General features: G+C 61.0%; 18 protein-coding genes and 1 pseudogene. 15 read left to right on the forward strand and 4 right to left on the reverse strand.

Annotated features, from left to right (window positions below):
• Positions 1-1,006 precede the first annotated feature (1,006 nt).
• The 8 genes and pseudogenes from VSR34_RS29675 to VSR34_RS29710 all read left to right on the forward strand — a co-directional run.
• A complete protein-coding gene (locus tag VSR34_RS29675) occupies positions 1,007-1,987 on the forward strand; it encodes a hypothetical protein (protein ID WP_342964239.1) in 981 nt (326 codons plus the stop codon).
• A gap of 167 nt (positions 1,988-2,154) precedes the next feature.
• On the forward strand, positions 2,155-4,332 hold the full coding sequence (locus VSR34_RS29680; RefSeq protein ID WP_342964240.1) for an iron-containing redox enzyme family protein: 2,178 nt from the start codon (positions 2,155-2,157) through the stop codon (positions 4,330-4,332).
• Entirely contained in the window at positions 4,254-5,417 is a 1,164-nt protein-coding gene (locus tag VSR34_RS29685; RefSeq protein ID WP_342964241.1) for an inosamine-phosphate amidinotransferase 1, read from the forward strand. The genes VSR34_RS29680 and VSR34_RS29685 overlap by 79 nt, the downstream gene beginning before the upstream one ends.
• Positions 5,418-5,436: 19 nt before the next feature.
• Positions 5,437-6,126 carry a LysE family translocator gene (locus VSR34_RS29690; RefSeq protein WP_342964242.1) on the forward strand — a complete coding sequence of 230 codons (690 nt, stop codon included), beginning with the start codon at positions 5,437-5,439 and terminating at the stop codon, positions 6,124-6,126.
• 54 nt (positions 6,127-6,180) lie between these two features.
• Positions 6,181-8,022 carry a carbamoyltransferase gene (locus tag VSR34_RS29695; protein ID WP_342964243.1) on the forward strand — a complete coding sequence of 614 codons (1,842 nt, stop codon included), beginning with the start codon at positions 6,181-6,183 and terminating at the stop codon, positions 8,020-8,022.
• A 31-nt stretch (positions 8,023-8,053) separates the two neighbouring features.
• Positions 8,054-8,254, forward strand: coding sequence for a hypothetical protein (locus tag VSR34_RS29700; RefSeq protein ID WP_342964244.1), 201 nt, complete (start codon positions 8,054-8,056; stop codon positions 8,252-8,254).
• Positions 8,227-9,603 carry an aspartate aminotransferase family protein gene (locus VSR34_RS29705; protein ID WP_342964245.1) on the forward strand — a complete coding sequence of 459 codons (1,377 nt, stop codon included), beginning with the start codon at positions 8,227-8,229 and terminating at the stop codon, positions 9,601-9,603. The genes VSR34_RS29700 and VSR34_RS29705 overlap by 28 nt, the downstream gene beginning before the upstream one ends.
• Positions 9,604-9,647: 44 nt before the next feature.
• Positions 9,648-9,866: pseudogene (locus VSR34_RS29710) on the forward strand (IS6 family transposase); the annotation flags it as partial.
• Between the two features lie 95 nt (positions 9,867-9,961).
• Here VSR34_RS29710 and fabF read toward each other — a convergent pair.
• Complete coding sequence (gene fabF, locus VSR34_RS29715) at positions 9,962-11,203, reverse strand: beta-ketoacyl-ACP synthase II (RefSeq protein WP_342964306.1); 1,242 nt, start codon at positions 11,201-11,203, stop codon at positions 9,962-9,964.
• Positions 11,204-11,556: 353 nt separating this feature from the next.
• On the reverse strand, positions 11,557-11,913 hold the full coding sequence (locus tag VSR34_RS29720; protein ID WP_342964246.1) for a hypothetical protein: 357 nt from the start codon (positions 11,911-11,913) through the stop codon (positions 11,557-11,559).
• Between the two features lie 764 nt (positions 11,914-12,677).
• On the opposite strand from VSR34_RS29720, the gene VSR34_RS29725 reads away from it, so the two are divergent.
• Together VSR34_RS29725 and VSR34_RS29730 are read left to right on the forward strand one after the other, a co-directional pair.
• Positions 12,678-13,826, forward strand: a complete 1,149-nt coding sequence (locus VSR34_RS29725) for an IS110 family transposase (RefSeq protein ID WP_342964247.1) — start codon at positions 12,678-12,680, stop codon at positions 13,824-13,826.
• Between the two features lie 130 nt (positions 13,827-13,956).
• Positions 13,957-14,714 (forward strand): IS5 family transposase gene (locus tag VSR34_RS29730; protein WP_342964248.1). Its coding sequence is split into 2 segments (ribosomal slippage): positions 13,957-14,272 and positions 14,272-14,714, totalling 759 coding nucleotides; the frame shifts between segments, so codons are not numbered across the junction.
• A 46-nt stretch (positions 14,715-14,760) separates the two neighbouring features.
• On the opposite strand, the gene VSR34_RS29735 is transcribed toward VSR34_RS29730, so the two are convergent.
• On the reverse strand, positions 14,761-15,447 hold the full coding sequence (locus VSR34_RS29735) for a hypothetical protein (RefSeq protein WP_342964249.1): 687 nt from the start codon (positions 15,445-15,447) through the stop codon (positions 14,761-14,763).
• Positions 15,448-15,475: 28 nt separating this feature from the next.
• Positions 15,476-16,477, reverse strand: coding sequence for a phage Gp37/Gp68 family protein (locus VSR34_RS29740; RefSeq protein WP_342964250.1), 1,002 nt, complete (start codon positions 16,475-16,477; stop codon positions 15,476-15,478).
• Positions 16,478-16,942: 465 nt separating this feature from the next.
• Here VSR34_RS29740 and VSR34_RS29745 point away from each other — a divergent pair, with 465 nt between their 5' ends.
• The 5 genes from VSR34_RS29745 (at position 16,943) to VSR34_RS29765 (ending at position 20,355) form a co-directional block, all read left to right on the forward strand.
• The gene (locus VSR34_RS29745) at positions 16,943-17,434 is read left to right on the forward strand and encodes a hypothetical protein (RefSeq protein WP_342964251.1); all 492 of its coding nucleotides are present in this window, start codon (positions 16,943-16,945) and stop codon (positions 17,432-17,434) included.
• 68 nt (positions 17,435-17,502) lie between these two features.
• Positions 17,503-18,060, forward strand: coding sequence for a hypothetical protein (locus VSR34_RS29750; protein WP_342964252.1), 558 nt, complete (start codon positions 17,503-17,505; stop codon positions 18,058-18,060).
• A 15-nt stretch (positions 18,061-18,075) separates the two neighbouring features.
• Positions 18,076-19,305, forward strand: coding sequence for a hypothetical protein (locus tag VSR34_RS29755; protein WP_342964253.1), 1,230 nt, complete (start codon positions 18,076-18,078; stop codon positions 19,303-19,305).
• A gap of 71 nt (positions 19,306-19,376) precedes the next feature.
• Entirely contained in the window at positions 19,377-19,826 is a 450-nt protein-coding gene (locus tag VSR34_RS29760; RefSeq protein ID WP_342964254.1) for a hypothetical protein, read from the forward strand.
• Positions 19,774-20,355: a hypothetical protein gene (locus tag VSR34_RS29765; protein ID WP_342964255.1), complete on the forward strand. Its 582-nt coding sequence runs from the start codon at positions 19,774-19,776 to the stop codon at positions 20,353-20,355. The genes VSR34_RS29760 and VSR34_RS29765 overlap by 53 nt, the downstream gene beginning before the upstream one ends.
• The last annotated feature ends 21 nt before the right edge of the window (positions 20,356-20,376 follow it).

A 20,376-nucleotide genomic window follows, 5' to 3' on the forward strand; every position in this document is an offset into this window, starting at 1 on the left:
CCTCCGTCTCGGAAATCGCCGGGTGTGGGCCCTGTCCACACCGTGCGGCTCTGGCAGTCATGCTAACCCGCGTTTGACTTCCTACGGCAGGCCAGCCTCCGCCTCACGGAAAATCATTCTGACTTACCACGTTCCCGATTCTGCCGACCCGAATGCCCCCGGGCCTATCCGTTTAGCGCCCGTCTATTCCCTGGCAGCGTTATGACGGCGTACCCCCAAATACAAGTGGAGCAACCGGCTGCATACCTTTTGGTTTGGGCCCATTAGCCGCTTCGGCCCATCATCCGTCACGAGGTTTATCGACGATTCACATTTGTTGCGCATGCGGAACTTGCCTAGTCTCGACGCCGCATTGCGGCTCGCAGCGTCACCACATATCGTCGCCGAGCGTGGTGTCTTTCGACGAGTACATTGTCCTTGGAGCTTCAGACCCGGCAGTCCGGCCCGGTTGAGAATCAACGCGGGTCGAAACCGCTTTCGGAAGCGCGCAAGCGGGCACGTGCAATAGCTCGGCAAGTTCCAACGCAGGCCTGCATCAACGGTCGGTGCGCACACGGCAGGCTACCGCGCATCAACGAATGCTGGGCTTCATGTCACCCTTCGAAGCCCGTCAGGCACGGATGTTTAAACAGGCCGCCTGAGTCCCAAAACCGTGTCCAAACAATCCGGGCTCGTCCCTGTAACGCAAAAATCGCGTGTTTTGAACTACGCCCGGCCGGGCATGGGTAGATTAGGGGGGGGGGCGTCGATTTTTTTGATAGAACACCACGAAATAATTAATTGGACAAGTTGATCGATGTCCTCCAAATTTAGATCAACGGAACTAAGCGTACGCGTGCTCTCCACGCTGCCCTGAAGTGTTTGACGATTAAGACTGACTTGACGGTATTTGACGTCGGTGAAATTGCGTTATCCAATTTATTTTCTGTGCAACTTGTGGTTTGATTGATGGTCTATCGATCGCCGGCCTGCGCATGAACCTGAGAGAGCGTCAATGAGTGCAAGATTGGAGCTGACGCCGCAAATGGCGGATTACGAGAGGAAATTCACCGACGCGGGCGAGGTACGGTGGCTGCCGTACATGATGTACTTCCATCCGGTCAATTACCGTTCCACAGTGGTCAATACGGACTGTAGCGGATTTCGTTACTCTGATCGCGGCGGCATCCGCTATTCGGTTTCTGATCGCGCGGGCATGCACTCGGGGCGCCTGCTTGTTGGCAGCTCGACGGTGTTCGGCATCGGTGCGAGCGCCGATCGTTGGACGTTGTCGTCGCGGCTCTCTGAGAACGATCTGCGCGCCACCCCGTGGCTCAACTTTGGCGGGCGCAGCTTCAACTCAGCGCAGGAGGTGATCCTTCTCGCGCTCTATCGGCACTTGTTGCCGAAAATCGAGGAGATCGTGCTGTTCTCTGGGTTTAATAACCTCGGGCTCGCACGGCAGCCTGCCCGCAACCGTCTCGAGCACGGAGCATTTTTCAACTGCGGCCAGTTCTTCAACGTGTTCAGTTCTGGGCCCGTGGCTGGCAAGCGCAAGGGGTGGCCGCTCTTCGGTCGCGCCCGCGATGCCGGGCCGCCGCCCCCGATGGCCGACCAGATTGATTTCGCTGCGGACCTGACGCTGCGTCACCTCGACGTGTGGCGCGCGATCGCGGTAGATCTCGGCGCGAAGCTCACCTTCATCCTGCAGCCGCTGGCGGGCTGGGTACGTGCGAAGGGTTGCCCGCAGGAGGAGGCTCTCTTTGCAGAGCTTGATCGTGTTGGCCGCTTCAGCGACGCCTACGGCGATATCCTGCATCGCGATGTCTGCGCCGCCTACGCGGCGAAACTCGAAGAAGGTGCGAAGAAGCTCAACGTAAATTTCGTCAACATCACGCCAATCATTTCGGAAATGCTTCAGCCCGATCAATGGCTCTTTGTCGATCGTATCCACTTTACGGATTGGGGGCACGAGTTCGTTTCGAAGCTCATTCTTGACGTCATTTGAAAGGAGGAGTTATGCGTCTCATCAAACGTTTGTTGGCTCATTGGTTCTACAAGAAAAAGAAGAAGGCCGATTCGTCGATCTATCCGATGTTTTAACCGCTCGAGCGGTCCCCGAGAAACGCGGCTCTCGGGTTGCCGTCTGGACCGTTGCATCCTCAAGAGGCAAATATGTGGCGAGAGATTTATCGACGGGCGATGGATCCGGAGTCGTTCCTGGATAGCGACGGCATCCGTGCGCTAACGAAGTTAGACGGATTGGCCGACGCGCCGAGCGGGGCGGATTGGCGTTCTCTCGCCGGGAATATCGGCGCTTGGAGCACTACGCGGCCCGCCGACTATCTGCGGATTTACGACGAGGCTCTGCGCACGGCCGGTATTGAAGTGTTCGTCGGCGCGCTGCTCGTTCAGTCGACGCCGCTCGCCTCGTCGCTCGGCTGCTGGCTCCAGGGAATGAGCGCGCCAGGCGTGTTTGAGGACGAAGTGCATCTACGCATGATGGCGCTGTTTGCGGGCGACGTCGGTGTCGGCCTTCCGGAGGCGTCGCGCTACGACCACTTTAAGGCGTTGCTGCGGCAAGCCGGTCACTCGCGCTTCGCGCTTGAGCCCTTCGAGTTGTCAACACTGCCGGCGATTCCCGACGAGGCGTTTCGATTGCCAGCTCTCCTGCTTGCGATGAGCCGTCGAAGCGACGCGTTCGGGCCAGAACTCGCCGGCATCGATCTCGCATTTCGCGCGATGGGGCTAGCGCCTTGCTGGACTGCGCTGCGCGATGCGCCGGAGGTCCTATTCGATTCACACGGGCTAGATTTGCGCACGTTCGTCGGTCTCATGGACGAGACAGCGCCGCAGTCGATCTCGCAATGGGTCGTCGAACGGTTCGTCGCGCGAAGCGAGAAGTGGCGCCAGCGCATTGAGCGCGCGATCGCGTGGGCGGGCGTTGCACTGCGCGAGTGGGACGAAGTCGTGATCGAGGCTGCGCGACGCGCAGTGTCGCCGCGCGCGGCGATGGCCCAGCTAATGCGGGCGAAGGCGCGCGAAGGCGCCGTCTATCATCACGAGTACCGGCTTGAGGGCCGCGCATTGGCCGAGTGGTTCGAGGAAGCGATGCGTAATCCGCTACCGCTCGTCGATGCGCTCGCGAGAAGCCGACTTGTCGTGCCGGGGTTTGCCGACCGCAGCCTTCTCGTCACAACGCTGATTGGTCCAAGCGGCCGAATGTTCCGTGTGTTCAGCGACGACGACCTGGCGATCATCAGGCGCTGGATCAACTGTTTGCCCGAGTCGCGGCTTGGGTCTCCAGAAGCCGTGCCCGACGCACAACCGGCCCTCGCAGGCGCCGGCCCCGGCACCCCGGCTATCGCTTACCGCGTCGATGACATGGCGCGCAGCCCCGCGCCCTCGAATTTGCGCGACCTCTACTTCGCACTGCAAGGCCGCGCGCTCGCGCCTCACATGCAGCGGCTTGCGATCGACTATGCCAACCGCTGGATCGCCCGCGCGCGGCGCTCCCTCAATCGTTCGCAACGCGGCTTGCCGCGCGCTTGGCGCGTCGGCGCGCTGCGCGAATGGCTGCTCGATCAGCACGACTGGCAGGGACTCGCGTTCGAGCGGAGCGACCCTGAGGACATGCCGTCGCGCGAAGCGGTGGTCGACGCCACATTACAGCTCGCGCCACTTACGCTGATCGACGGCTCGTGGCTGCAGGGCTTCAGCGATTGGCGCCTCGCCGCGTCGCAGGTCGGCTTCGCGTTGTTTCAAACGTACTGGGACGAGCTCGGCAACGGCTGCTATCAACTGAACCATCCGAGGATCTTCCGCGACGGCCTGCGCGAAATGGGTATTGAGCTACCGCCGACGGGCACGCGTGCGTTCGCATGCGATCCTCGCTTGTTGGACGAGTCGTTCCGGTTGCCCGTCTACTGGCTCTGTCTCGGCAAGCTGCCACGCAGATTCATGCCGGAAATCGTCGGTATGAACCTCGCGATGGAACTTTCCGGCGTCGGCGGCAGCTATCGCTCCGCGCGGCGTTTTCTCCAACACTACGGCTTCAGCACTGACTTCGTCGACATTCACAACTCGATCGACAACGTGTCGACTGGACATTCGGCGTGGGCTGTCGACGCGATAGACGTGTACATGCGACAGGCCGCTTCGGTTGAGACGGGGGCGGCGCGTGCGAGCTGGGAAAGGATCCGCGTCGGCTACGAATCGCTTGCGCCGTTGCCGAGCCGCGGCGAACGGATGCTCGGCGCGCTGGGGCTGCGGCCTTGGATGCGCATCGCGCCCGATGCCGGCAGGGCGCCGCTCTTGCTCAATCAGCACATGCCGGTCGCGGCGCCCGCCTGAGCGCCGTCCGGGATTTCGATTTCAAACAGCATGGAGGAACGATGTCGCTCGTCAACGTACATAACGAATGGGATCCGCTCGAAGAGATGATTGTGGGGATCGCGGACGGCGCGCAAGTGCCGCGTGCCGATCCGGGACTCTTTGCACTCGATTACGCCGACCATCACGAGCGCGCTGACCAGATTCCGTCCGGCCCGTATCCGGCGCATGTAATCGCCGAGGCGAACGAAGACCTCGACAGGTTCGCACAATTCCTGCGCAACCACGGCGTGACAGTCAGGCGTCCTGAGCCGGTCGATCATACGGTGACGTTCGGCGCACCGGGCTGGCAGACTGACGGCGAGTACAACTATTGCCCGCGCGATGTGCTGCTGCCTATAGGCGACCTGATTATCGAAGCGCCGATGACGCTGCGAAGTCGCTACTTCGAATCGCATGCCTATCACTCGCACCTGCTCGACTACTTCGCTAGCGGCGCCAAATGGATCTCGGCGCCTAAGCCTCGCTTGCCCGACAGCGCGTACCGCGTCAAGGCCGCCGACGGCGAAATCCTCGCCAATCACGAGCCGATTTTCGACGCGGCAAACGTGATCCGGATGGGGCGCGATATTCTCTACCTTGTCTCGCGCAGCGGCAACCGGCTCGGGTACGAATGGCTGCAACGTACCCTAGGTGAGGGTTATCGCGTGCATCCGATCGAGGGAGTCTACGACGGCACGCACATCGACACTACGATTACGCTCGTGCGCCCGGGACTCGTTGTCTTAAGTCCCGAACGGATATCGCGCGCGCAAGTGCCAGCGATTTTCCGCAACTGGGAAGTAATCTGGTGCCCGGGGATGGTTGATACCGGCTACTGCTGGTCCTATCCACGCGCATCGATCTGGCAGGGAATGAACTTCATCATGGTCAACCCGTCTCTTGCCGTGGTCAACGACCGGCAGATTGAGCTGATCCGTGCGCTCGAAAAGCACCGCATCGACGTTGCACCGCTGCCAATGCGGCATGCGCGCAGCTTGAGCGGCGGGTTCCATTGCGTGTCGGTCGACGTCCGCCGCCGCGGCCAACTCGAAGACTATCGCTGAGCGCCCACAAGGAGCGGCAATGGACTATCTGTCGATCATCCTATTCGTAATTTCGACCTGTGTGACGCCGGGGCCAAACAATGTGATGCTGATGTCATCCGGTGTCAACTTCGGCGCCGCGCGCACAATGCGCCACGTCGCGGGGATCAATGTCGGCTTTCCGCTTATGCTGACCGCGGTCGGGCTCGGGGCTGGGGCTGTCTTCCGCCGTTTCCCGGCGCTGCACGACGTATTGCAGTTCGCCGGCGCCGCCTACATGCTGTACCTCGCATACCGGATTGCGACGTCGCCGACGGTGAGCTTCGATGCGAAGGCGGCATCGCCTCTAGGCTTTCTGTCGGCAGCATTGTTCCAGTGGATCAATCCGAAAGCGTGGGTAATGGCGGTCGGCGCGGTGCTCACGTATGCGTCGACATCGGACTCGTACGCGTTGGATGTACTCGCGATCGCGCTACTGTTTTTTGCATTCGGCTCGCCGTGCTCGATGGTATGGGTGCTCTTCGGGACGTTCCTACGCCGCTTCTTGACGAAACCGCATGCGTTGCGCGCATTCAACCTCGCGATGAGCGTGGTGCTTGTTGCGTCGCTAGTACCGGCTCTCGCCGGACTCGTCAAGAAAGGGCGAAGCGACGCGTTCGTACATCTGTCGCGGCAACCTGCAGCCGGGCGCGCCGAGACACCGCTAGCGCAACTCACAAGGCAGTCCTAGTGACGCGCAGCGCCCCTCGTTTTTCGGAATCGAACTACGGACGGTCCTTCTAGCATGGCCAACCATATTCTGGGCATCTCGGCGTTTTATCACGACAGCGCGGCCGCGCTAGTCTGTGATGGCGTGCCTATCGCGGCGGCGCAGGAAGAACGTTTCACAAGGATCCGCCACGATAGCGGATTTCCGGCGAACGGCATTCGCTATTGCCTTGGCGAAGCAGGCATCCGGCTAGACGATCTCGCCGCGATCGTCTACTACGAAGACCCGAAGGAAAAATTCTCACGCGTCATGTCTTCATTTGCGAGCGCCGGCATCGGCGGCGCAGCTGCGTTTTCACGCACCATGCCGGAATGGTTGCGCTGGAAGCGCCGCGTGCTCGAACACGTCGACAAGGAAATCGCCCAGCTTGGCTGCGGTTGCGCGCCGAAGGTCATCGCTTGCCGGCACCATCGTTCGCACGCGGCGGCGGCGTTCTTTCCATCGCCGTATGAGCGGGCCGCCGTGCTCTGTATCGACGGAATCGGCGAATGGCATTCGACGACCGTGTGGCGCGGGTCGGGCACATCGCTCGAACTGTGCAACTCAATCTCGTATCCGCACTCCGTCGGATTATTCTATTCGGCGTTCACGTATTACTGCGGGTTCAAGGTCGATTCTGGCGAGTACAAGCTGATGGGGCTCGCCCCGTACGGCAAGCCGGTCTATGCGCAGAAGATTCGCGACGAGCTGATCCACATCCGGCCGGACGGCTCATTTACGCTAAATATGCGTTATTTCGAGTACGTGAAGGGCGACCGGATGATCGGCGAGCGATTCGAGCGGTTTTTCGGCGGCCCAGCCCGCAAGCCGGAAAGTCCGATCTCGCAGCGCGAATGTGATCTGGCCGCGTCGGTACAAAAGGTGACCGAGGAACTCGTGCTAGGTCTCGCGAGATCGGCCGTCGAGCAGACCGGCGAGCGGAATCTGTGCCTCGCCGGCGGTGTCGCGCTCAACTGCGTCGCAAACGGCGTGTTGAGCCGTTCCGGCGAATTCGATTCCATCTGGGTGCAGCCAGCAGCCGGCGACGCGGGCTGCGCGCTGGGCGCTGCGATGGACCTCGCGGTCAGACTCGACGGTCGCCCACATCTCGACGCGAGCGGTTCGGACGCGATGCGCGGCGCGCTGCTTGGACCGAGCTTCAGCGATGATGAGATCGCCGCGTTCCTCGACGCAAACCGGTACTGCTACAAGTCGTTTGAGGGCGACGCCCTCTATGACGAGGTGGCGACGCATATCGCCGACGGGGCCGTGGTTGGCTGGTTTCAGGGTCGGATGGAATTCGGTCCGCGGGCACTTGGTGCGCGTTCGATCCTCGGCGATCCGCGCGATCGCGAAATGCAACGCAAAATGAACCTTAAGATCAAATATCGCGAGTCGTTCCGGCCCTTCGCGCCCGCCGTACTTCTCGAGGATGTGAGACGCTACTTCGACTCGCGCGAAGAGAGCCCGTATATGCTGATCGTGTCTCAGATCGCCGATGCGATCAAGACCGACCTCACGCGGGGCCCCGGCGATCATTGCCGCGACCTCGGCAGTATCAACGACGTGCGGTCGACATTGCCCGCGATCACGCACGTCGATCTGTCCGCGCGCGTCCAGACCGTGACCGCGCAAAACAACGCACCGTTCACCAAGCTGTTGCGCGCATTTAAGCGCAGAACGGGCTGCTCCGTGCTCGTTAACACATCGTTCAACGTACGCGGCGAGCCGATAGTCTGCAAGCCCGAAGAAGCATACGCTTGCTTCATGCGCACACAGATGGACGTGCTCGTGCTCGGTTCGCATGTACTCGTGCGAAGCGAGCAGCCAGTGTTTCAGGAAGCGACCGACTGGCGCGTTGAGATTCCGCTTGATTGAGCCAATGTCCGAAACTCGAAAGGAGAAGGCGATGCTGCTCAGCGTGCTGTTCTATTCGCTGCACATGCTGGTGCTCGTACCTGTAGGCTGGGTGCGTCGGATCGGCAATTTTTCGCGTTTCAGCCCGAGCTTTCATCGCGCGCCCACATCATGGGATCGCTACTGCCGTCTTGACCCATCAAATGAAAACTGGGGAAAAATGCCATGTCGGCGCTCGTATACAAAAATCTGAACTCATCCCCGATCGTCGCAGTGAGGGGCTCGGGTGTCTGGATCGAGGACGCTTCGGGCAAGCGCTATCTAGATACGTGCGGAGGCGTTGCCGTCTCGAGCCTCGGCCATGCGCATCCGCGCATCGTCGCGGCGATGGAGCGCGAGGCGCGCAAGATTGCGTGGACGCATGCGGGCAGCTTCACTACGCCTGCGGCGGAGGAGTTGGCCGAGCGGCTGGTCGCGGCATCGAATGGGCTCGCGAAAGCGCAGTTCCTGTCAGGCGGCTCAGAGGTGATGGAGCTCGCGATGAAGATCGCCTATCAGTATCAGTGCGAGCGCGGCAAGCCGTCGAAATCGATCTTCATCGCGCGCCGACAAGGCTATCACGGCAGCACGTTGGGGACGCTCGCGATCTCCGGCAATCCGCAGCGCCGCTCGGTGTTCGAGCCGCTGCTGCCGCGCGCCGAGTTTGTGTCGCCGTGCTATGCCTACCGGCACCGGCGCGCGGGTGAGAGCGATGAGCAGTACGCGGGACGCCTCGCACAGGAGCTCGACGACAAGATTCGCACGCTCGGCGCGGAAAACGTAGCGGCGTTCGTCGCCGAGACGGTAGTCGGGTCAACCAACGGCGCGGTGCCTCCTGTCCCGGGCTACCTGAAGAAGATCCGCGAAGTCTGCGAACGTCATGACGTGCTCCTGCTGCTCGACGAGGTGATGGCCGGCATGGGGCGGACCGGTCCAGTGTACGCCTATCTCGAGGACGGCGTCGTTCCTGATCTTGTGGCAATTGGCAAGGGTCTTGCGGCCGGCTATCAGCCGATCGCCGCGGTGCTGATGTCGGCCGCCGTGCACGATGCGATCGCACAGGGCACGGGCGTGCTCGGCAATGGGCAAACGCACGTCAATCACCCGTTCGCGTGCGCCGTCGCGCTCGAAGTACAGCGCACAATCGAGGACGATCATTTGCTCGACGCAGTTGTCGTGCGCGGGCATCAGTTGCGCGCACGGCTGAAGGAGCGATTCGCAAATGTCGGAATCGTCGGGGACGTGCGGGGCCGGGGGCTGTTTGTCGGCGTGGAGTTCGTCGAGGACCGCGACTCAAAGGAACCGTATTCTGGCGGTGCGACGTTCGCTGCGCGCCTCAAGCGGGAAGCGCTCCAACACGGCCTGCTGATCTATCCCGGTTCGGCTACGGCTGACGGCGTGGAGGGCAACCATGTGCTGTTCGCGCCACCTTTCATCTCGTCGGCGTCTGAAATCGACGAAATGGCTGAACGTTTCGAGGACATCGTGCGGGCGTGCATGGTCCGCGAGCAGCCGGGTGCATCACACGCGCCGGCCGGACTATCCACGGTTTTCTCGCGATAGGCCGAGCTGCTATGCTGGCAGCGTGAAGGCGAACGCTTTGATCGATGAAACAGAAACTGAATCCGGTCGCGGCAAAGGTGCTCAAGCGCCTGCACTACCCGCTCGACGTGATCCTGATGTGCGCGCGGTGGTACGTGGCGTAGCCGCTGAGCCTGCGCCATCTTGAACAGATGATGGGCCAGCGCGGGATTGCAGTCGATCATTCGACCGTGCACCGCTGGGCCATGAAGCTGTTGCCGGTACTGGAGAAATCGTTTCGCCGTCGCGTGCAGCTATCTCCGACCAATAGAGATTCTTTACGTTGACTTGCCTTCAAGATCTGCTTCGCGAACTTGACAGATCCCTCTGTCCTAGCCATTCACTCGATCCGGCGGAATACTAGCGTGCCGTTGGTGCCGCCGAACCCGAACGAATTTGAAATGGCAACATCAATCGGCATGCGTCGAGCTACGAGGGGTACATAGTCGAGGTCGCATTCCGGGTCGGGCCTTGTCAGGTTGGCGGTCGGCGGCGCAATCTGGTGGTGCACGGTGAGCGCGGTGTAGACGGCCTCGACACCACCCGCAGCGGCAAGCAGGTGCCCGGTCACTGATTTTGTCGAGCTGATCGCGAGGTCCTTGGCGTGTGAGCCAAAGGCTGCCTTCAGCGCGAGCGATTCCGCGCGGTCGCCGAGCGGCGTTGAAGTGCCGTGCGCATTGATGTATTGCACGCTGTCGGCCGCGACGCCTGCATTGCGCAAGGCATTGCGTATGCAGCGGGCCGCGCCTTCCCCGTCTTCCGACGGGCTAGTAATATGGAATGCGTCACCGCTCAGTCCGAACCCGGCCAATTCCGCGTAAATCCGTGCGCCGCGCCGGCGCGCGTGCTTCATCTCCTCGAGCACGATGATGCCCGCTCCTTCACCTAACACGAAGCCGTCGCGCTCCGCGTCCCACGGGCGGCTCGCTGTCTCGGGACTTTCGTTGCGCGTCGAGAGCGCCTTGGCCCGGCCAAAGCCCGCGAGGCTGCTCTCAGTGATCGCCGCCTCCGCAGCCCCTGCAATCATGACATCGGCGTCACCATACTCGATCAGCCGGGCGGCGTCTCCGATCGCATGAGTGGCGGTCGAGCACGCCGTCGCCATGGCGAGATTCGGTCCCTTGAGCCCGTACCGGATCGAGAGATGCCCCGCGATCATGTTGATGATGGATGAGGGCACGTAAAATGGGGACACCCGACGCGGCCCTTTGTCCCTTATCGTGAAGGCAGTATCGACGAGGGTCTGAACTCCGCCGGTTCCGGACCCGACATGAACGCCGATCCGGGAGGCATTTGCCTCGGTCACTTTGAGGCCGCTGTCGACGAATGCCTCCATGCCGGCCACGACACCGAGTTGGATGAAGCGATCCATATGGCGGACCTCTTTTTCCGAAATGAAGCGAGTCGCGTCGAACCCCTTGACTTCGCCAGCGATTTGCGCCGGGAAATCGGTCGTATCGAAAAAGGTAACCCGGCCGATTCCACTGCGGCCGGCAATGACATTCGACCAATTTTCCTCGACGCCAATCCCGACTGGGGAAATGGCACCAAGACCGGTGACGACGACTCTTCGCTTGTCCATTTTTTTCTTATTTGATATCGAAAATCGAGCAATACCGCGCGAAACGCTAAAGCTTTCATCGACCCGTGCGATCGATAGGGGCTTTACGGTTTGATCCGATAGTAGCCATGTGGCCTTCATTGCCAAAGCCGGCACCCACTATCACAATCGATACAGTCATTGCCACGGCTCCGATGGTTGTTCTTATCCGCTCCCGCAGAAAATCGATTTCGACGTTCAGATGGATATTCGCTCCGATAGCGTCGCTTGCATCGGGGCAGGTCAGGAAAGTCCACTTTCCGGCACGGATAGTCGGAAACTGTGCCGCGCGTCGCAGGAAGCGACTATGCGGCATCTCGCCTCAAGCTACAAAATCAATTGTTTGGATAACACTGATTCGCGTCGCAAATGAATGTCCGCGAACGACCAGCATGACGAACGCGCGCATCGTCGATATTCTGCGCAGCGATAAAGGACGACTGGCGGTTTACTTCCGCATTGTTGATCAGCAACGTAGTATCCAGGGTGGCACGCGCGGCATGCGTCACGCTCTCGTCGTCGCACAGATCGAGAGTAACTGGAACCACGCGCGCGTCCTTGATATCAACTGGACCGGCGCGCGATGCTGCGTAGACCTTACCTGCCCCGCGTGGGAGCAAGCGCGCGACGAACTGCGCGCCGGGCCCGCGATTCGCGCCCGAAACAAAGACGACGGTCGCGCGATCGATCATGACAGGGCGTTTAAGAGCGTGACGGGCTGGTATTGCTGCAGGAGATTTTCGGCATCAATTTCTACATACGTGCGATGGCAGACCACTTCCCCAGTGTTCTGCCCCAGAAATAACTTTGCATAAGTCCAGATTATTCTATGATCGAGTCATGGAGTGCAGGAGACGATCATGGGGTGCAAAGGAGTCGAGGTTGTCTCCTCGGAACTGGAGCGAGAACAATTCCCTTCAATGAGCCGCTTGCGTTCGCTGCCTTGTTCTCTGGTCCGCCGTGCAAAGGTTGTCTTGATGACCGCTGACGGTCATGCGAGTCAAGAAATTGCAATGCAGTGCGAAGTGATACCGCCGGCAATTACGCAATGGAAGAAGCGGTTTATTGTCCATACACTTGCCGGACTCTGCATGAGAAGCCGGACGGGGCAATGCACTGGTGCGTGCGGTCCGCTGCTGCAGCGTCAGGGATTTTGAAGAGTTCGGTGGCCCGATAACTATCGTTTTTCTGTGTATAACCCTCATCGGTCAAAAAGCGTCAAGCTGTAAAACAATCCCTACTTTCTAGAGCCTTTCTAGCAGGTTGCTGAAGTACCGCTGAAACACGTCATCGCGCAAAGTTCGTGAACCTTTGATAGATGAACCACCACTTGCCCACTGGAAATCATGCGCGGCGCCGACACGTACACCGAGATGCTATGTGAGAGGGCAGTGACAGAAGCCCGACTGGAGTAAAACGGGAGTTGCACACTCGTTTTCTCCGAAGGAGCACGCAAATGAATACGCCTGACACAGCCCTCCGTGGACAGGATACGACGGCAGCTGGCCGCCTGTACATGGCCTTTGAACTGGGTGAGAAGAACTGGAAGCTTTCGCTGGGTGATGGCCAGCGTGCGCCCAGCCACTGCACGGTTATCGCGGGTGACACCACGGCGGTTCTCGCCAGCATCGCGAACGCCAGTGTGCGCTGCCATCTCACTGCCGACGCACCGGTCTACAGCTGCTATGAGGCGGGTCGCGACGGTTTCTGGCTGCACCGCTGGCTGACGGAACAGGGTATCGTCAATCTCGTGGTGGATTCGGCCAGTATCGAGGTGAACCGGCGTGCCCGTCGAGCGAAGACGGACCGGCTTGACAGCGACAAGCTGCTGTCGATGCTGATGCGCTACCACGCCGGCGAGCAAAGGGTATGGGCGGTTGCCCGGATTCCCACGCCTGAGCAGGAGGACGACCGCCGCCTGCACCGCGAACTTGAGCGTCTGCGGCACGAGCGTACCGCACATACGAACCGTATCCGCTCCCTGCTGGTGCTGCACAACCTGCGCGTCCGGAATATCGGTGGCCGCGTCTGGTCGCGCAGCTGGGCCCAGCTGCGCGAGTCGGTCGCACCGGGTCTGCGCGCCGAGATTGAGCGCGAATGCGAGCGGCTGGAACTGGTACGCAAGCAGGTCCGTCTGCTCCAAACACAGCAGGAGCAGCAGGTACGCAGTGGCGCACATCCCGCCATGACGGTGCTCACACAGCTCGCTGGCATCGGTACGGGCAGCGCATGGACGCTGGTCCAGGAACTGTTCGGGTGGCGCAAGTTTCGCAATCGCCGGGAACTTGCCGGCTGCCTGGGCCTGACTCCCACGCCCTTCGCCAGCGGCACCACTGAGATTGAACAGGGTATCAGCAAGGCGGGCAACCGCCGATGCCGGTGGCTGCCGGTCGAGCTTGCATGGAGCTGGTTGCGCCTGCAGCCCGGCAGCCAGCTCAGTCACTGGTTCAACAAGCATTTTGCCGGCACGGGCAAGCGGCTGCGGCGCATCGGTATCGTGGCGCTCGCCCGACGTCTGGCCATCGCCCTGTGGCGCTTGCTCGAGCACGGTGAGATTCCCGCTGGAGCCAGACTCAAGCCGCGGGAAGCCAGATACGGTGAGTGACTAAACCATCCAGATGCAGTGACAGCATACAAGGTCAACGCGCCCGAAACAGACTCGGGCCACCCCATTGCGGGCGGCCGTTTCCCTAGGGCGTGTTCACACTAATTGTGTTTGATCGTATACTTCGGTGATGGAAATCACCGAAGCCCAATATCAACGGATCGAGCATTGCCTGCCACGACAGCGGGGCAATGTCAGCTTGACGAACCTGCAGGTGCTGAATGCGATCCTTTACGTCGCCGAGCACGGCTGCAAATGGCGCGGACTGCCCAAGCGTTTTGGCCGATGGCACACGATCTACACGCGAATGAACCGCTGGTCCAGGAGTGGTGTTCTGGATCGCGTGTTTACGGAGTTGCAGCGTGAGCAGATCGTTCGCGTCAGGATCGAAGCGGTCTCGCTGGATAGCACGGTGGTAAAGGTTCATCCTGATGGTACCGGCGCATTAAAAAAAACGGCCCCCAATCAATTGGAAAATCCCGTGGCGGATGGACCACCAAGATTCATATGGTTGCCGCGGATGCTCGAACAGCCATAACGTTCGCGCTGTCCCCCGGCCAGGCTGGCGATGCACCAGAAGGACGCGCGCTGCTGCAAAGCCTTGGGCGGCCCAACCGACCACTGCACCTCATCATGGACAAGGCGTATGAAGGTGACGAGACACGGCAACTCGCGCTCGACCTGGGTTTCATTCCCGTCGTGCCGCCCAAAAGCAACCGCCTTGAACCATGGGAATATGATCGGGAAATGTACAAGCGCAGAAACGAAGTTGAGCGCCTGTTTCGCCGCCTCAAAGGCTTCCGCCGCATCTTTTCGCGGTTCGAAAAACTGGACGTGATGTTCCTCGCCTTTATCAATTTCGCGCTCATCGTTGATGGGCTCAGATAGTGTGAACACGCCCTAGACCATGCACGCTCGGGAAGCGAACGCGAGATCAGCGATTTCCCTCGGGGTGGTCGGCCAGGGTAAGCACCTGACGCACCAAGGGCGCCGGCATCCCCAACGCTCTCGCCATCGAACCCACATTCGCCCAGATTTTCTCTTTCAGGCACGTGGTATAGAACAAAGCGAATTCCGCGATCTCGCAGTTCCCGTGCATCATGGTTTTGTGATTGGCAATGGATGAGCGTCTGAGATGCGCGAGCCCGAATTCCTTCACCAGTTCGAAACGGGGCGCGTTCGGCGGGGGAGGATCTTCGACCACACTCAATACGGCCCGAACCTTTTCATCGAAGGTCGCGTTCGGCGGCATCAGCGCTGCGCGCTCGAGCAACCGTGACGGACCACTGTGGCCGCAGTAACGCAGGGCGAAATCCACGGTCTCGGCGAGCGAACCGGTAATCCGTGCGCGACCGAAGAAGTCCGCGAGCGCCTGAGGGACCACAGTCAGCCTGCATTTTACGTAGACGCGACTCGCCTGAATCTTCAGATCCCGGGCCATTTCGGCACCGCTCGCCCATACGCCGGCCACGAGCATGCTTTCGTAAAACAGCCCGAAATCATATGAAGTGCTGCCCGTCTCGGTCATTCTGGTATGAAGGGCAATCGCCGCTTCTTTGTTAAGACAGGGCGCCGCGGCGGCTTCATGGAACGCTGCCGTATTGGATTCCATCCCTTGCAAAACTGTTCTCCTCACGGATAGTGCTTGATTAAAAAACGTGCTTCCCGTCTCCGGCGCGAGCGTCGGTACCAGGCTCGCCGTCTTCCGGAAAGCTGTTGTGCGTGACGCCGCCGAGCAAGCGGCCCGCGTGCTTCTTGCCGACCTTCAGCATGTATGCGTCGTCGCCCGACAGGATCACCGCGTCGGCTCCGTCGCGTAACAGGCCAAAGCATGACATCGACCCGGCGGCTTTCGCGCGAGCGTGTTGCTCGGCGCTCGCATGAAGTGCGGGCAGCCATTCGCCCCATTGTTTGAAGAAGAAGGGCACACCCGCCGCAGCACACTGCGCTTGAAGCGACGAGGCCCAGCCGGGATGCATAGGCCTGGCGTAAGGACCACTCTCTCCGCCGACGATCACCCAGTCGATCGACGCCGATGCGTTGGTCTGGTTGTGTCCGGCGGCCAGCATGTTCCATTGCGCGACGCGATCGAAAGGAAGGGTTACCGGCCCGAGCAGCGGCTCCATCGAGACGAAGCGCACACGCGCTGGCGTAGCAAGCAGCTTTGGAACGTCGCGGTCAGCCTCGATCTGGTCGACTACCGTTGCACCAAGCCATACGTTGCCGCCGGCGATGAGGTCGAACGCGAGTCCGTCACGCTGCATGTACGCTCGCACGTTCCCGATACGTTTCGTGAGCAGCAACCAGTCGAGGTTGGGCGTTTTGGCGATCATCTGGAAGAGGTCGATGCGCCACGCATCCGGCACGGCGTTGTCGAACACGTCCGCAAGGGAAGCGCAGAAGACACGCTGTCGACGTTTGTGTGTCGCGAAGAACGCCTCATGCTTCGCGTTCCATCGCCGCGCGTGATCCCACGTCGCCGGTGCGGTACGTCGTCGCGGGGCGCCCGGCCCCCAGTTCGGCGCGACGCCGCGGGAGAACCGGGCGTTGCGCGCCTGAGCGTAGCAGTTGTCGCATCCGCGGCTCACGCTCTGGCAACCTTCCCACGGGTTCAGCGTGTGGTCAGCCCACTCGATCGTTGTGTTTTCCATCTCTAGTTCCTCGCGGTCTGCATGGCCTGGCGGCGCGCGGGCGACGCGCGAGGCGGGATTTCGTTCGGGGCTGGCTGCGAACAGGTTCGGGCAGGCATATACGGTGTGTGTGAAAAGGGAAGATATTTCACGACGTTCAGTCATCTCTTCGAGACTACAGCGCGAGGGCGGAAGTCAAGTCCTCTGGCGTGGGGCGAGTAAGTTCGGCGTGTACGCCGACACAACCGGTCGACTGTTCCGTCGGTGCCGTCCACGTCACCGATGATGGACCTTGATCGGGTATCCTGCCTTGCGCAAAGAGACCGCGATTTGAGCATCATTTCCGGCTGACCGGCCTGGGTATCGGGGTTACGCTGTTGATTCACCCGCGCTTATCGCGCATCGACCGTCCGGCACTGCCGGCATCTTTTTTCCTCACGGGAGCCTCTCCCGAAGGGGAAGGCTCCTGTTCTTTCTGGAGCCGTCATGAAAAACACCACTCACAGCCCGCGACGTTACGTGTCCGCTTCCTGGGCACGTGTCAGCAAAGCGTCCTGCCGCGGCCTTCCGGAGGACTTCGCGCGTCACTTGCGCGAAGTCGCACGTCCACTACAGATCGCCTATCAGCAACTGATGGCTGCCTTTGACGGTAAGCCGATTGGAGTTGAATGCCGGATGAAGGATCGCCAGTCATGGGCCTTCGTGCTCCCGGACGCGTCCGGCGAAAGGACGTGGCGGATACAGCAGTTCGATATTGATGGATTCGTTGGCCATCTCTGCTTCGACTCCGTTGAGGAGGCGGTCGAAGAGATGCTGCGAATGGGATACAGCGTCACCGATTGCGGAGCGCTCGATCGCATCGCATCGACTGCCCGGTGGACGCGAGGTGTTCGCCGCTCGGCTGTCATGCAAAGGCATCAGGAAGGCCTCATCACCTATCGCCAGATGATCGAGGAGATGGCGGCGCTGACTGACTGATTTTTTTTCACCCTCTGCGGGAGCCGCCCTCCCGCACGGGGGGCGCTCCGCTAACTACTGGAGCGATCATGTTTGACGAAATCATTCTCAAGATGGAAGCCGCAATCGCGGCGCTCATGGCGCTTGTCCGAGCGGGCCACCCGCTATGTGGCACCGTAAGCGGGAAGGATTCGACCTGCGGCACCATTCTCATGCTCGAGGCAGTCCGCCGTATCGGCCTCGCCGGCGATGCCCAACCGGGTCACTTCATCTCGACCGCCGACACAACGATCGAGAACAGCAGTCTCGCCCGCCATATCCAGACGATGCTCGAAGAGATTGACGACTTTGCCGACAGGCAGGCGTTGGCTGTGTCGACCCACGTCGCTACGCCATCGCTTGCGGCGCAATTCGTGGTATCGACCATCGGTCGCGGCACGCTGGTACGGACGCCGCAAAACGGCGTGCGAAACGGCAAGCGCACCCGCGCATGCGCGACAGACTGGAAGTTGATACCACAGGGGCGTTTGCGAGCGGCGCTCGAACGCGATGCGGCCGCGCGTGGCGATCGCGAGATCGTGACGGTGCTGGGAAACCGGCTGGTCGAGAGCGCTTCGCGCGGTGCTGCGATGCGTGAGCGCGGTTAAAGCGCGACCACAGCCGTGCGTGACACACGCGGCGCGCTCGCCGTGTCCCCGCTTCGTGACTGGAGCGCCGACGACGTGTGGACGATGCTTACGCTGTTTTCCGAGGAAGCGAAGCGGCCTTTCCCGTGTCCATTCTCGCAACGGACGATCGAGCGCCTGTCCGATCTTTACCGTGCGGCCAACGATGGAATGTGCGGGGTGGTACTCGGCGAGGACGGCCAGCGTGCGGCCTGCGGGTCCAGGTTCGGCTGCGTCTTCTGTTGCGTCGCTGGCGAGCGCGACCGGTCGCTCGAATCGATGGTGCGTGAGCCTGAGCATGAATACATGTCGGGTCTTAACGACTTCCGTAACTACCTGCTTGCAACGCAATGGGATCTCGGCAGGCGTGAGCTGGTCGGCCGGTCGTTGAGCGAGAACGGCTACATCCGGGTTCAGCCCGACGTTCTTTCGTTTCAGGAGAGGATGAGCCTTCTGAGGTATCTGCTCACACTCGACGCGCTTGAAGTGGAGCGCGCCGAGCAACACGATGCGGACCTCGCGAGTGGCCGCATCCCCGATACACCGGCAAACCGCGACCTGTGCGACGTGCAGTTCGAAATGATCACGCCGGCTCAACTGGTGGCGATCGACTTCATGCTGTCGATGCATCACTACGCGCCGCACGCGTTTCCGGCCGTATCAGCGTGGTTCGAAGTCCATCGCCTCGGGCGCCGCTACCGTGTTCCACAGGTCGAGGCGTTTCCGAAAGTACCAATCCCGCTGCACGGCTGGTACTGCGTTGGCCGCTTCGATGCTGAGGCGCCGACCGATGGGCTTCGCGACTACGTGGCTGAGCAATGGAACCCGTATCGGTACCCGGAGCGGGTGTCGGCCTATGCGCAGACCACCGGTGGAGAGCGCACTGTCTACTTCGAGGAGACGGACCACCTCGACGTCGACGCTTCAAGGGCATGCGAGTTCGTAACCTGCTCTTTCGACCACACGTGGTATGCCCGCGTTCAGGGCCATGCTGCGATCGAATCGGCGCGTTTCTGGCTTAACGAAACGATTCTCACACTGCCTGCCGGTGGGTCGCAGCGCTATCAGGAGATGGCACGGCGCGGCCAGTACTTCGCGCGCCTTGCCGAGCGTTTGAACCTGACGCCCGCTGAACTCGATGGCCACCTGGTCGAGAACGCGATCAGCGATGCACAGATGCGCGGCATCGAAGGCAACCAGATGCATCTCTTCCCGTTGGCCGCGTAAGCGGCCTTCTTCCTTTCACCCATGCGGGGCGGCCCGCGTGGGCTGTTCCGCGCTTGCAATGGAGCACTCGTATGCCGATTGAAACGCAGCACGGCCGCATGCCGATGTGGCAGCTGAACGCGCACGTCGATGACGGTCTTTTAATACGTGGGGGCATACCTCACAGTGGCGGGAAACTGGCATTTCATGCCTTTGAGAGAGGCTTCGCGGGGATGGTGTCCGCGTCTGCTTTCTGGAACCCGAAGACGGGACGGTTTCGCATTCCTCAGGCTAGCGACCTGACGGAGATCGACTTCGCGCTGGACAGTGCGGGTTTTACCGCGATGAAGCTGTTCCAGTCGAAGGGCAGACAGCCGGGGATTGCAGGCATCTATCCCTGGACGATGGAACAGTTCGTTGAACTGGCCTCGTTCTCCGGGGCGGCGTGGGGCCTCGCAGCCCGATATGTGCTGCGAGCCCGAGCTAGCGGTGGACCAGCAGGCGATCGACTACAGGGTGAATGCGACGGCAACGCTGCTTGAGGGCATGCTGCGAGTCGTGTATGCATGGCAGGACGAGCTCGCCCGAACCTCGAGTGCGAATGCGGTGCAGAACATGGTCCGCATTCCCGTACCCGTGGCGCAGGGCTGGGCGGTGGACGATTACCGTCGAAGTATCGACCTGATGATGCAGGTGTGGGAGCGCTGGATGCCGTGGATCGCTCCGCCGGCGCTGATCGGTCTGGGCTCCGTCTGTCGGCGACACCTGACAGATCAACGTCACGGCCTGTTCGCAATTCTCGAAGGCCTCGAGGGGCATCTCCCGCCTGGCGCGAAAATTCACTGCTTCGGCGTGAAGGGGCAGGCGCTGGAACGCCTCAAAATGTACGAGTGGGTGGCCAGCGTCGACTCAATGGCCGCCGATTTCGCTGCGCGAGTGAAGGCACGCCAGGCCGGAGTATCAAATACGGTCGCGCACCGTGCGGCCGAAGTAGATCGGTGGATGGCCGCTGCGTCGTGCCGGGTGCAACCGGCGCGCGGAGACCAGTTTCGCCTCACCTTCAAACCTTGAAACCAGCCCACGCGTTCTTCG

The sequence above is a fragment of the Paraburkholderia sp. JHI2823 genome, assembly GCF_038900695.1.
Taxonomy (GTDB): domain Bacteria; phylum Pseudomonadota; class Gammaproteobacteria; order Burkholderiales; family Burkholderiaceae; genus Paraburkholderia; species Paraburkholderia mimosarum.

What these genes read in the sequence shown, in the direction of transcription:
- VSR34_RS29740 (WP_342964250.1), bottom strand. Translation starts at nt 16,477, where the DNA reads ATGGAAAACACAACGATCGAGTGGGCTGACCACACGCTGAACCCGTGG.
- VSR34_RS29700 (WP_342964244.1), top strand. Translation starts at nt 8,054, where the DNA reads ATGCTGCTCAGCGTGCTGTTCTATTCGCTGCACATGCTGGTGCTCGTA.
- VSR34_RS29720 (WP_342964246.1), bottom strand. Translation starts at nt 11,913, where the DNA reads ATGATCGATCGCGCGACCGTCGTCTTTGTTTCGGGCGCGAATCGCGGG.
- VSR34_RS29725 (WP_342964247.1), top strand. Translation starts at nt 12,678, where the DNA reads ATGAATACGCCTGACACAGCCCTCCGTGGACAGGATACGACGGCAGCT.
- VSR34_RS29690 (WP_342964242.1), top strand. Translation starts at nt 5,437, where the DNA reads ATGGACTATCTGTCGATCATCCTATTCGTAATTTCGACCTGTGTGACG.
- VSR34_RS29680 (WP_342964240.1), top strand. Translation starts at nt 2,155, where the DNA reads ATGTGGCGAGAGATTTATCGACGGGCGATGGATCCGGAGTCGTTCCTG.
- VSR34_RS29750 (WP_342964252.1), top strand. Translation starts at nt 17,503, where the DNA reads ATGTTTGACGAAATCATTCTCAAGATGGAAGCCGCAATCGCGGCGCTC.
- fabF (WP_342964306.1), bottom strand. Translation starts at nt 11,203, where the DNA reads ATGGACAAGCGAAGAGTCGTCGTCACCGGTCTTGGTGCCATTTCCCCA.
- VSR34_RS29695 (WP_342964243.1), top strand. Translation starts at nt 6,181, where the DNA reads ATGGCCAACCATATTCTGGGCATCTCGGCGTTTTATCACGACAGCGCG.
- VSR34_RS29705 (WP_342964245.1), top strand. Translation starts at nt 8,227, where the DNA reads ATGTCGGCGCTCGTATACAAAAATCTGAACTCATCCCCGATCGTCGCA.
- VSR34_RS29760 (WP_342964254.1), top strand. Translation starts at nt 19,377, where the DNA reads ATGCCGATTGAAACGCAGCACGGCCGCATGCCGATGTGGCAGCTGAAC.
- VSR34_RS29745 (WP_342964251.1), top strand. Translation starts at nt 16,943, where the DNA reads ATGAAAAACACCACTCACAGCCCGCGACGTTACGTGTCCGCTTCCTGG.